The 10,859-nt window shown below is 70.8% G+C and carries 15 protein-coding genes and 1 tRNA gene; 14 read left to right on the top strand and 2 right to left on the bottom strand.

The window, feature by feature from the left end:
* Positions 1 to 99 precede the first annotated feature (99 nt).
* From ACWIF2_RS14825 to ACWIF2_RS14840, 4 genes are all read left to right on the top strand, one after another.
* The gene (locus tag ACWIF2_RS14825; protein ID WP_454360638.1) at positions 100 to 822 is read left to right on the top strand and encodes a siderophore-interacting protein; all 723 of its coding nucleotides are present in this window, start codon (positions 100 to 102) and stop codon (positions 820 to 822) included.
* A 46-nt stretch (positions 823 to 868) separates the two neighbouring features.
* Positions 869 to 1,462 (top strand): HhH-GPD-type base excision DNA repair protein, encoded by a 594-nt coding sequence (locus ACWIF2_RS14830; RefSeq protein WP_454360640.1) that lies wholly within the window; start codon positions 869 to 871, stop codon positions 1,460 to 1,462.
* A gap of 70 nt (positions 1,463 to 1,532) precedes the next feature.
* A complete protein-coding gene (locus ACWIF2_RS14835) occupies positions 1,533 to 1,856 on the top strand; it encodes a hypothetical protein (RefSeq protein WP_454360642.1) in 324 nt (107 codons plus the stop codon).
* Between the two features lie 67 nt (positions 1,857 to 1,923).
* A complete protein-coding gene (locus ACWIF2_RS14840) occupies positions 1,924 to 2,055 on the top strand; it encodes a hypothetical protein (protein ID WP_454360644.1) in 132 nt (43 codons plus the stop codon).
* Positions 2,056 to 2,120: 65 nt separating this feature from the next.
* Here ACWIF2_RS14840 and ACWIF2_RS14845 read toward each other — a convergent pair whose 3' ends face one another.
* Positions 2,121 to 3,734: a helicase HerA-like domain-containing protein gene (locus ACWIF2_RS14845; RefSeq protein WP_454360645.1), complete on the bottom strand. Its 1,614-nt coding sequence runs from the start codon at positions 3,732 to 3,734 to the stop codon at positions 2,121 to 2,123.
* A 105-nt stretch (positions 3,735 to 3,839) separates the two neighbouring features.
* On the opposite strand from ACWIF2_RS14845, the gene ACWIF2_RS14850 reads away from it, so the two are divergent.
* Together ACWIF2_RS14850 and ACWIF2_RS14855 are read left to right on the top strand one after the other, a co-directional pair.
* Positions 3,840 to 4,136 (top strand): type II toxin-antitoxin system VapB family antitoxin, encoded by a 297-nt coding sequence (locus tag ACWIF2_RS14850; RefSeq protein WP_003999914.1) that lies wholly within the window; start codon positions 3,840 to 3,842, stop codon positions 4,134 to 4,136.
* A 130-nt stretch (positions 4,137 to 4,266) separates the two neighbouring features.
* A complete protein-coding gene (locus tag ACWIF2_RS14855) occupies positions 4,267 to 4,884 on the top strand; it encodes a LytR C-terminal domain-containing protein (protein WP_454360657.1) in 618 nt (205 codons plus the stop codon).
* A 48-nt stretch (positions 4,885 to 4,932) separates the two neighbouring features.
* Here the strand turns inward: ACWIF2_RS14855 and upp are convergent, their stop codons facing one another.
* Positions 4,933 to 5,568, bottom strand: coding sequence for a uracil phosphoribosyltransferase (gene upp, locus ACWIF2_RS14860; RefSeq protein ID WP_189727300.1), 636 nt, complete (start codon positions 5,566 to 5,568; stop codon positions 4,933 to 4,935).
* A 107-nt stretch (positions 5,569 to 5,675) separates the two neighbouring features.
* Here upp and ACWIF2_RS14865 point away from each other — a divergent pair, with 107 nt between their 5' ends.
* From ACWIF2_RS14865 to ACWIF2_RS14900, 8 genes are all read left to right on the top strand, one after another.
* Positions 5,676 to 5,909 carry a hypothetical protein gene (locus ACWIF2_RS14865; protein ID WP_399022467.1) on the top strand — a complete coding sequence of 78 codons (234 nt, stop codon included), beginning with the start codon at positions 5,676 to 5,678 and terminating at the stop codon, positions 5,907 to 5,909.
* Between the two features lie 796 nt (positions 5,910 to 6,705).
* Entirely contained in the window at positions 6,706 to 7,245 is a 540-nt protein-coding gene (locus tag ACWIF2_RS14870) for a tRNA adenosine deaminase-associated protein (protein ID WP_454360647.1), read from the top strand.
* Between the two features lie 56 nt (positions 7,246 to 7,301).
* Positions 7,302 to 7,733 (top strand): tRNA adenosine(34) deaminase TadA, encoded by a 432-nt coding sequence (tadA, locus tag ACWIF2_RS14875; RefSeq protein WP_454360648.1) that lies wholly within the window; start codon positions 7,302 to 7,304, stop codon positions 7,731 to 7,733.
* A gap of 45 nt (positions 7,734 to 7,778) precedes the next feature.
* Positions 7,779 to 7,863: transfer RNA gene (locus ACWIF2_RS14880), tRNA-Ser, on the top strand.
* Between the two features lie 117 nt (positions 7,864 to 7,980).
* The gene (locus ACWIF2_RS14885; protein WP_454360649.1) at positions 7,981 to 8,157 is read left to right on the top strand and encodes a hypothetical protein; all 177 of its coding nucleotides are present in this window, start codon (positions 7,981 to 7,983) and stop codon (positions 8,155 to 8,157) included.
* The gene (locus ACWIF2_RS14890) at positions 8,157 to 8,450 is read left to right on the top strand and encodes a Dabb family protein (RefSeq protein WP_454360650.1); all 294 of its coding nucleotides are present in this window, start codon (positions 8,157 to 8,159) and stop codon (positions 8,448 to 8,450) included. The genes ACWIF2_RS14885 and ACWIF2_RS14890 overlap by 1 nt, the downstream gene beginning before the upstream one ends.
* A 155-nt stretch (positions 8,451 to 8,605) precedes the next feature.
* Entirely contained in the window at positions 8,606 to 9,526 is a 921-nt protein-coding gene (locus ACWIF2_RS14895) for an RNA polymerase sigma factor SigF (protein ID WP_454360651.1), read from the top strand.
* A gap of 267 nt (positions 9,527 to 9,793) precedes the next feature.
* Complete coding sequence (locus tag ACWIF2_RS14900; protein ID WP_454360652.1) at positions 9,794 to 10,699, top strand: RNA polymerase sigma factor SigF; 906 nt, start codon at positions 9,794 to 9,796, stop codon at positions 10,697 to 10,699.
* The last annotated feature ends 160 nt before the right edge of the window (positions 10,700 to 10,859 follow it).

A 10,859-nucleotide genomic window follows, 5' to 3' on the forward strand; every position in this document is an offset into this window, starting at 1 on the left:
CTGTGCTCCTTCTGTTCTTCAGGCTAGTTCTTTTTTAGGTTAGGCTTGCCTAAGTTGATGTCGATCGTGGCGGAATAGTACGTGAAGGGTGAACAAGCGATGGGGCAGGGGCGGGGTTGGGAAGGCGCGGTCCTCAAGCTGCTGCGCGCGAAGGATTTCGTGTTCACCGTGACCGGCGCGGAGGACGTCACCCCGGACTACCGGAGGCTCTCCTTCACCGACGGCGGTCTGCTGGCGGCGACCGGCGTCCACCCGACCATGTGGGTCCGGCTGTGGTTCGACAACGCGGGCAAGCCCCACCAGCGGGCCTACACCCTGGTCGACCCGGACCCGGAGGCCGGCACCTTCAGCCTGGAGTTCGCCCTGCACGAGGGGTGCGCCAGCGACTGGGCCAGGAAGGCCGAGCCGGGCGACACCGTCGAGGCGACCGTCCAGGGCACCGGCTTCGAGCACCCGAGCCCCGCGCCCTCGCACGTCTTCGCCGTCGGCGACCCCGCCTCGCTGCCTGCCATCAACTCCCTCCTGGACGCCCTGGGTTCCGCCCCGGCCACCGTCTGGTTCGAGGGCGGCGACGACGACCTGCCCTTCCGCACCGACCCGGCCCGGCACGAGCTGCGCAAGGTGCCCCGCCAGGACTCCGGCGCCCAGCTGGTCGACCGGGTGAAGGCGGACCTGCCCGGGCTGCTCCAGGGCGCCTTGGACCCGTACGTCTGGATCGCCTGCGACACGGCGACGACCCGGGCCCTGGCGGCGTACGTACGCAAGGAACTGGGCCTGCCCAAGCAGCGGGTGCACGCGCTGGGGTACTGGCGGGCCTCCTAGAGCCTGCGGGAGCGCGGCCGGGCCCGGGCCGGGGGATGATCGGGGCATGGACGTCACCCTTCACCTCGCCCAGGACCCCGAGGCCGACGCGCTGCTCGGCCGCAGTCCGCTCGCCGCACTGGTCGGGATGCTGCTGGACCAGCAAGTCCCGATGGAGTGGGCGTTCAAGGGTCCGGCGACGATCGCCCAGCGGCTCGGCACGGACGACCTGGACGCGCACGAGATCGCCGCGCACGAACCCGAGGCCTTCGCCGCGCTGCTCTCCCAGAAGCCGGCCGTGCACCGCTACCCGGGCTCCATGGCCAAGCGGATCCAGCAGCTGTGCCAGTACCTCGTCGAGCACTACGACGGTGACGCCGAGGCCGTCTGGAAGGACGTCGGCACCGGCAAGGAACTGCTGAAGCGGCTGGCCGGGCTGCCGGGCTTCGGCAAGCAGAAGGCACAGATCTTCCTCGCCCTGCTCGGCAAGCAGCTCGGGGTGCAGCCGGCCGGGTGGAGGGAGGCCGCGGGCGCTTACGGCGAGCCGCGGTCCTTCCGTTCCGTCGCCGACATCACCGGGCCCGAATCCCTGGTCAAGGTGCGGGCGCACAAGCAGGAGATGAAGGCGGCGGCCAAGGCGGCGAAGGCCGCGGGCCAGTAACGCCCACAGGCGTCAGCCACGTGGCCCGCCCCAGGTGGCGGGCCCCTCCGTTCCGGTCCAAGCATGGATCATGACGGTCCCCCGCGGTACCCGCCGGACCTCATGGCCGCGGGTGCTCGTCCTGCTGCTCGCCCTGCTCGTGCCGGGCGCGCACGCCGAGGCGCACACAGGGCCGGCGGCCGCCGTCTCCGGGGAGAGCACGGCCGTCGAGTGCGACGTCCTCGACACCGTCCTGCGCCCGTCCGCCAGGGCCGCCCGGCGCACCGCCGTCCCACTGCGCCCCGCCCCGCTCCCGGCCCCCGGGCCCGTGTACACCGCGCCGCGCCCCGCGCCCGTACCGCCGGGCCCGCCGCACGCCCCTCGTCCCCCGCGTTCCGAGGTCCTGCGCTGCTGACCGGACCGGACACCGGTCCCTCAGCCCCGCACGGAACAGGAACGACGAGGAACGACGAGGAACAGCCATGCTTCAAGACCCGTACGCGGTCCTGCGCGCCCTGCTGCGCGCGGAGGCCGCCCGCAGCACCCCCAAGCCCCATGCCAAGCCGGACACGCGGAAGCCGCAGCAGCCCTCGAAGGAACGAGAACGCGGCTGATCCACCCGCGACGGAGGCGGCGGAGGCGGCAGGGCGGCAGAGGCGACGGAGGCGGCGGAGAAGAACTAGCGCCTCCGCCGCCCCGAACGCCGCCCTGAACGCCGGGCCGTCCCGAACAGCGACCGTGTGATCTCCCGCCCGATCTGCGTCCCCACGGACCGGGCCAGGGACTTGAACACCCCGCTGCCGACCACCTGCTCCACGGCGGACGGCCGCTCCTCGTCCACGGGGGCGGTGGCATCGCGCATCTCGTCCGGCCCCTTCGCCCCGCGGCCGCCCCGCCCGCCCGACAGCCGCTCGTACGCCGACTCCCGGTCCACGGCCCGGGCGTACCGCTCGTACAGCGGCGACTCCTCCACCGCCCGGTCCAGGGCCTCCTGGCCGACCGGACCCATCAGGGACTCGGGCGCGCGCAGCCGGGTCGCGGCGACGGGCGTCGGGGCGCCCTTCTCGCTCAGCACCGTCACGACCGCCTCGCCCGTCCCCAGGTTGGTGAGCACCTCTTCGAGGTCGTACGGGGACCTCGGGAAGGTCCTCACCGTGGCGTTCAGGGCCTTCTGGTCGTCGGGGGTGAAGGCGCGCAACGCGTGCTGGACGCGGTTGCCGAGCTGGGCGAGGACATCGGCGGGCACGTCCTTCGGGGTCTGCGTCACGAAGAAGACGCCGACCCCTTTCGAGCGAATCAGGCGCACGGTCTGCGTGATCGACTCCAGGAACTCCTCGGAGGCGTCGTCGAAGAGCAGATGCGCCTCGTCGAGGAAGAAGACCAGCCGCGGCTTGTCGACGTCGCCGAGCTCGGGCAGATCGTGGAAGAGGTCGGCGAGCAGCCACATCAGGAAGGTCGAGAACAGCTGCGGCCGGTCCTGTACGGCGCTCAGCTCCAGGACGGAGACCGTGCCGCGTCCGTCCTCACCCGTCCGCAGCAACTCGGCCGTGTCGAACTCCGGCTCGCCGAAGAAACCGGACGCGCCCTGCGCCTCGAAGGCCGTCAGGGACCGCAGGATCACCCCGGCGGTGGCGGCCGACAGACCGCCGATCGTCTTCAGCTCCTGGCGGCCCTCGTCCGAGGTCAGGAAGGTCACGACCGCCCTGAGGTCCTTGAGGTCGATCAGCTCCAGGCCCTTGCCGTCGGCGTAGTGGAAGATCAGGGCGAGGGACTGCTCCTGGGTCCGGTTCAGCCGCAGCACCTTGGACAGCAGCAGCGGTCCGAAGCCGGTGACCGTGGCCCGGAGGGGGATGCCGCGGCCGATGCCGCCGAGGGCGTAGTACTCGGCCGGGAACCCCGTCGCCGTCCAGTGCTGGTGGACGTCCTTGGCCCGGCCCTCGACCCGGGCGTCCGAGCGGCCCGGCGCCGCGATCCCGGAGAGGTCGCCCTTGATGTCGGCGAGGAAGACGGGCACACCCTGGGCGGACAGCTGCTCGGCGATGAGCTGGAGCGTCTTGGTCTTGCCGGTGCCGGTGGCGCCCGCGACCAGGCCGTGGCGGTTGAGCATCGCCAGCGGCACCCGGATCTGCGCGTCCGGCAGACACGTCCCGTCCCACAGCAGGGCGCCCAGATGCAGGGCGGGGCCGGAGAAGGCGTAGCCGGAGGCGATCTTCAGGGCCTCCTGGGGGAGGGCGGCGGCGCGCTCCGACACTTCCGGAGCCGGGGCCGACGGCATGGTCTCGCGGTCCGGCATATTCACGCCCCTGTTCCGGTTCGTACCGCCTTGTGGGGTTTTTTTCAGCGTCGCACTACGGCGCCATGGCTGCGCCCGGAACGTCTTGCCCGGTAGGCTTTCCGTGTGATCTTCAAGCGCATCGGAAACGGCCGGCCGTACCCCGACCACGGCCGGGAAAGCACCCGGCAGTGGGCGGACGTCGCGCCGCGCCCGGTCCGCCTCGATCAGCTCGTGACGACCAAGGGGCAGCTGGACCTGGAGACCCTCCTCGCCGAGGACTCGACGTTCTACGGCGACCTCTTCGCGCACGTCGTGAAGTGGCAGGGCGATCTGTACCTGGAGGACGGCCTGCACCGCGCGGTGCGGGCGGCGCTCCAGCAGCGCCAGGTGCTGCACGCGCGCGTGCTCGAGCTGGACTGACCCCCGCCGCCGGCGAGTCGGCCCTTTCGGGTTCGGCTGGTCCGTCTGGCCGATGTCGAATGATCATCTAGTAGGCATCGTCGCCCAGGCGCACTACGCTGCGCTCATGAGCATGCTGACTCCCCCCGGCATGGGCGGCAAATACCGCATCACGGGCAACAAGCACCCCCGGATGCGCGGGCCCCGGCGGCGCGGCAGGCTCGTCGTCGTGGTCGTCGCCTCCGTCGCCGTGCTCGGCGTGGGCGGCTGGGGCACGCTGCAGCTCATCGATGTCTTCACGGGCGGCGGCGGAAAGGCTTCGGCAGCCGGCAACGGCACGGACTGCGCCCCCAGGACCAAGGCGAGCGCCTCGCCCGCCGCCAAGGCGCTGCCCGAGCCGGGCACGATCACGGTCAACGTCTTCAACGCCACCACCCGCAGCGGGCTGGCGAAGAAGACCGCCGACGAGCTGAAGAAGCGCGGCTTCAAGATCGGCGACGTGGGCAACGCGACCAAGCAGTACGACAAGAAGGTCAAGGGCACCGGCGTACTGCTCGGGCCCGCCGCCGCGCTCGACACCTCGCTGCCCGTGCTCGGCACGCACATGCCGAACGCCGAACGGCGTACCGAGGCGGCGCGCAAGGGTGCCGCCGTCGACCTCGTCATCGGCGACGGCTTCAAGGCACTGGCGAAGAAGCCGGACGCCGACCGGGCCCTGACCAAGCTGGCCAGGCCCGAGCCGGCGGCCACGCCGAAGAAGGGCTGCTGAGGGGCTTGGCGCGAGGGCCCCTCAAGGGCTCGGGGGTTTCCGGGTTTCCTACTCCGCCGCGCCGTACATCCGGTCGCCCGCGTCGCCGAGGCCCGGCACGATGTAGCCGTGCTCGTTCAGGCGCTCGTCGACCGAGGCGGTCACGACCGTCACCGGGGTGCCGGCCAGCTCGCGCTCCATGATCTCGACGCCCTCCGGGGCGGCCAGCAGCACCACGGCGGTCACGTCGTCGGCGCCGCGCTTGATCAGCTCCTGGATCGCCGCGACCAGCGTGCCGCCGGTGGCGAGCATCGGGTCCAGCACGTACACCTGACGTCCCGACAGGTCCTCCGGCATCCGCGTCGCGTACGTGGAGGCCTCGAGCGTCTCCTCGTTGCGGATCATGCCGAGGAAGCCCACCTCGGCGGTCGGCAGCAGCCGGACCATGCCGTCCAGCATGCCGAGCCCGGCCCGCAGGATCGGCACCACCAGGGGGCGCGGGTGGGACAGCTTGACGCCCGTGGTCGTGGCCACCGGCGTCCGGATGTCGACCTGCTCGGTGCGCACGTCGCGCGTGGCCTCGTAGGCGAGCAGGGTGACCAGCTCGTCGGCGAGACGGCGGAAGGTCGCGGAGTCGGTGCGCTGGTCGCGCAGCGTGGTGAGCTTGTGGGCGACCAGTGGGTGGTCGACGACGTGGAGACGCATGTCCACAACAGTAGCCGGGCCGGGTGACACGGGCCGCACGGCGTTCGCCGGCGTCAATCGCCCGTCCCGGGGAAGGCGGGAAGGACGAACTGGGGGTGATGAGCCAGATGCCCGACAGGGATTTCCGAGAAGATCTGTCGCCGCGCGCGTGGCCCGGGGCGGACCCGGCGGCCGACCGGACGGACGAGCCGGACGTGTCCTCCGCCGAGCGCCGCCGACGCCGCGCCCGCTTCCTGCGCGACCTCGCCGAGGCCCGCGAACTACGCGACCGAGTCCAGCCCCGCCGAGCCAAGACAGCCCGCCTGCGACACGCCATGCGGATGCGCACGTTCCGCTGGTGACACGACCCCACGCCGACGGAACCCACACCGCCCCATCGTCGGCAGGACGGCACGGGTACGCCCGTAGGACCCAACCGGGTCATCCGGTGGAACCGGCCCGCGTCCGCCGACGCGGCCGCACGGGTCCGCCGGTGGCACCTGACCGGGTTCGCCCGGCGGGCCCCAAGACACGTCCGTCGGCAGGACGGCACGGGAACGCCCTCATAACCCAGTGGGGTCCGTTGGTGGGCCCCGGACGCGTTCGCCGACACGGCCGCACGGGTCGCCCTGGCACCCGTACGGGTCTGCCGGTGGGACCCCTCATGGGTTCGGTGCCAGGACCACTGTGTCCGTGCGCGAACTCGCGTTTCACCGGTGCACCCGCACGGGTCCGTGGGTGGCACCCGGACGTGTCCGCCGGTGTCGGCCGCACGGGTCCGGCCGGGGGTCCGGATGCCGCGAAGTGGCATGCCTTCCGCTGGGTCCCACCGGCGGAACCGCACGCGTCCGACCGTGGGACCCGCGGCGTGTTCCGTCGGTAGGAAACGGGTGAGGAAACCGTCGGAGAAGATCACGAACCGCGCGGGCATTGTCGCGGTGACCGTGCGTGGAGTGGGGGAAAGCCGCGTACGATCCGCAGGTGGCGGCAACGGGCGTGCGATCAAAACTGCCGGACACAGGGTGCCGAAGACGTCCCCTGAACGCCTTGTTTCTGCCACGATTCCGAGTGGGCGGGGCTCGGACGAGCACTCCCCGCCCTCAACCTCCGCCGGGGGGACCCCCAACCGGCACGCCTCTGACCAGTGGGAGAGTCACGGTGTACTTCGCCGCACTGCTCGCGCGCACCGAAGACGGGTGGAAAGCGAGCGACACAGAGCTCGACGATGTGGAAACCCTGTCGGATCTTGCCGACCTGGCCCGTGAATCCTCCCCCGACGAGGACACGGTGCTCGTGCTCATCGAGCAGGAGGACGCCTGGTTCGGCGTAGTCCGCGTGGACGGCGAGGACGACCCTCGTATCTACGTCTCGGACGCCGCCGCCGCTGCCCGCAGCAGCTACGGCGAGATCCTGCTGACCGACGAACTGCTCGGCCGGGATCCCGACGACGGGGACGACCTGGACGCCCTCGACCTCGACGGCACCGAGGACGGTGAGCCCGACGAGGACGACGAGTCCGACGACGGTGACGGGGCCACCGGATCGGCGGACGCCGTGCCGCACGGCCCGGTCGGCGACGTCCAGATCCTCGACGACCTGGGCGTCAGCGAGAAGGAACTGCGCCTGATGTCGACGGAGGCCGTCACCGAGATCGCCGAGTCGCTGGGCGCCTCGGAGACGCTGGAGGCCGTCCGCTGACCGGTCCCGTCGGCCCCGGACCGCCGGATCCGGTACGTGACCCCTGGCGGCCCGCGATGCGACTCGCCCTGGACGAGGCCGCCGAGGCCGTCCGGGGCGGGGACGTCCCCGTCGGCGCCGTCGTACTGGCCCCGGACGGCACGACCGTGCTCGCGGCCGGGCACAACGAACGTGAGGCGGGCGGCGATCCGACGGCCCACGCGGAGGTGCTCGCCCTGCGCCGGGCCGCATCCGCGGAGGGCCGGTGGCGGCTCGCCGGCTGCACCCTCGTGGTGACGCTGGAGCCCTGCACGATGTGCGCGGGCGCCATCCAGCAGTCTCGTGTCGACCGTCTCGTCTACGGCGCCCGCGACGAGAAGGCCGGCGCGGCCGGCTCCCTCTGGGACCTGGTCCGCGACCGGCGGCTCAACCACCGGCCCGAAGTGATCGAGGGCGTGCTCGCCGAGGAGTGCTCGCGGCTGCTCACGGAGTTCTTCCGGGCCCGCTGAATACCGATTTCAAAGCACGCCGCACCTTGCTGTAAGGTCTCCCTCGGTAGCGTGTCCGAGCGGCCGAAGGAGCTCGCCTCGAAAGCGAGTGTGGCGCAAGTCACCGAGGGTTCAAATCCCTCCGCTACCGCTTGAGAAGGGCCCCGTCGTCAGACGGGGCCCTTCGTGCGATCTGCCCCTTCGGTGGGCTCGGACCTTCGTGCGATCATGTGCGCTGCATGGGACACCAGGGACAGGGGAGGCCGCGATGGCGGTGAACGCGAAGAAGGTCACCGTCTACGTCGTCGTGGTCTTTGTGATGTACGTGATCATCACGGACCCGGAGAAGGCCGCCGACTACGTCCAGATAGGGTTCCAGGGCATATCGGACGCCGCCCAGGCCCTCGGCGACTTCGCCACATGGGTCGCCGACGGAGGAAAGTGATGATCCGCCACCTGGTCCTCTTCAAGCTCCACGAGGGCGTCGAGCGCGACGACCCGCGCGTCGTGAAGGGCGTCGAGGCCTTCCGCGCGCTCGACGGCGCGATCCCCGGGATCCGCTTCTGGGAGCTCGGCTGGAACGTCAGCGACCGCCCCATCGCCCATGACTTCGCCATCAACTCGGCCTTCGACGACGCGGACGCGCTGCGCCGGTACGTGGAGCATCCCGACCACCAGGCGGGTGTCGCGCTGTGGCGCGAGTTCGCCACGTGGGTGATCGCCGACTACGAGTTCTGAGGCCCTCGGCCCCCAGGCACCTGAAGCCCCTCGTCGTTCCGACGGGGGGCTCTGCCGTGCCGCGTGCCGATGGATGCCGCTTTTCATCCCCCAACACGTAGTTATGGGGTGCTTGCACACAGTGGACATGTCTTGTGATGCTATGACCGCTTTTGATGGAAGAGTTGACTGATGGGTTGACGGATGACGAGGTGGAGTTGACCGTGCTGGCCAGTACTGCGCCTCAGGCACCCTCCTCTGCCACGGAAGCCTCCCCTGAAGCGACTCCCCAAGCGACCCCCCAAGCGACCCCCCAAGCGACCCCCCAGCGGAGCCGTGGCGCCGACACGCGCGCACTCACGCAGGTCCTCTTCGGTCAGCTCAAGGAGCTCCAGCCGGGCACGCCGGAGCACGACCGGGTGCGCGGGGCGCTCATCGAGGCCAACCTCCCGCTCGTGCGCTACGCGGCCGCCCGTTTCCGCTCCCGCAACGAGCCGATGGAGGACGTCGTCCAGGTCGGCACCATCGGGCTCATCAACGCCATCGACCGCTTCGACCCGGACCGGGGCGTGCAGTTCCCGACGTTCGCGATGCCGACGGTCGTGGGCGAGATCAAGCGGTACTTCCGCGACAACGTCCGCACGGTCCATGTGCCGCGCCGGCTGCACGAGCTGTGGGTCCAGGTCAACAGCGCGACCGAGGACCTGACCACCTCCTTCGGGCGTACGCCGACGACCTCGGAGATCGCCGAGCGGCTCCGCATCACCGAGGACGAGGTGCTGTCCTGCATTGAGGCCGGGCGGTCGTACCACGCGACCTCGCTGGAGGCCGCGCAGGAGGGCGACGGACTGCCGGGGCTGCTGGACCGGCTCGGCTACGAGGATCCCGCGCTGGACGGCGTGGAGCACAGGGATCTCGTACGGCATCTGCTCGTACAGCTGCCCGAAAGAGAGCAGCGGATTCTGCTGCTGCGGTACTACAGCAACCTCACGCAGTCTCAGATCAGTGCGGAGCTCGGCGTTTCGCAGATGCATGTCTCGCGGCTACTCGCGCGTAGCTTCCAGCGGTTGCGGTCTGCGAACCGGATCGACGCGTAACCGCAAACGCGAGCGAGAGGTCACCTGGGCGAGGGAATCGCTGATCAGGGCGTTCCCGGCGGTTGCGGGCCGACACGTCGTCAGACCCCTTGTTTGCAGGGCGGATTCGCGTCTCAGATGTCGACATGTCACTACAGCGTGTTGCCGACATGTGACATTCTGCGGGAAGCGCGTTTGCCGGGGCTTCGGCGCCGGTATTCAGGTGAAGGCTGCGTTCCTCAGACGGGAGCGTTCGCCGCGACCGTCCCGCGACCCAAAGGGGGTGGCATGTCCGCAGAACAGGGCAGCTCGAAGGTGCTCACGCTCGCGGAGAGCGAGACAGCTCCCCATGCTCTCGACTCACTCGGCCCCATCGATGATGCTCCGGCCGTCCTGGCGGCCGAGCCCGCCCCGGCGATTCCGACGGCGGGCGCCATCGACACCCGCACCCTGTCCCGCTCCCTGTTCCTGCGGCTGGCCGCGCTCGACGAGGACAGCCCCGAGCGTGCGTATGTCCGTGACACGCTGATCGAGCTCAATCTGCCGCTGGTGCGGTACGCCGCGGCGCGGTTCCGGTCCCGGAACGAGCCGATGGAGGACATCGTCCAGGTCGGCACGATCGGGCTGATCAAGGCGATCGACCGGTTCGACTGCGAACGCGGGGTGGAGTTCCCGACGTTCGCGATGCCGACGGTCGTGGGCGAGATCAAGCGGTTCTTCCGCGACACGTCGTGGTCGGTGCGGGTGCCGCGGCGGCTGCAGGAGCTGCGGCTGGCGCTGACGAAGGCCAGTGACGAGCTCTCGCAGAAGCTGGACCGGTCTCCTACGGTCACCGAACTCGCGGCCGTGCTCGGGGTGTCCGAGGAGGACGTCGTCGATGGGCTGGCGGTGGGGAACGCGTACACGGCGTCGTCGCTGGACTCGCCGGCGCCGGAGGACGACGGCGGCGAGGGGTCGCTTGCGGACCGGCTGGGGTACGAGGACACCGCGCTGGAGGGCGTGGAGTACCGCGAGTCCCTGAAGCCGCTGCTGGCCAAGCTGCCGCCTCGTGAGCGGCGGATCATCATGCTGCGGTTCTTCGCGAACATGACTCAGTCGCAGATCGGCGAGGAGGTCGGCATCTCGCAGATGCACGTCTCCCGGCTGCTGACCCGGACGCTGGCGCAGCTGCGGGAAGGCCTGATCTCGGACTGACTGACGGACGCGGGGCAGCCCCACGGCTTCGTCGTGGGTCGGGGCCGCGCCGGGGGGTGTCCGTCCTCGGAACGTCGCGATGGGGTCGGACACCGACTAACTCTTCGTTGACGCGACAACCGCTGCGGGCGGACACCCCCCGACACGGCCCCTTCCGTGA

Source organism: Streptomyces sp. NPDC055506 (assembly GCF_053643595.1).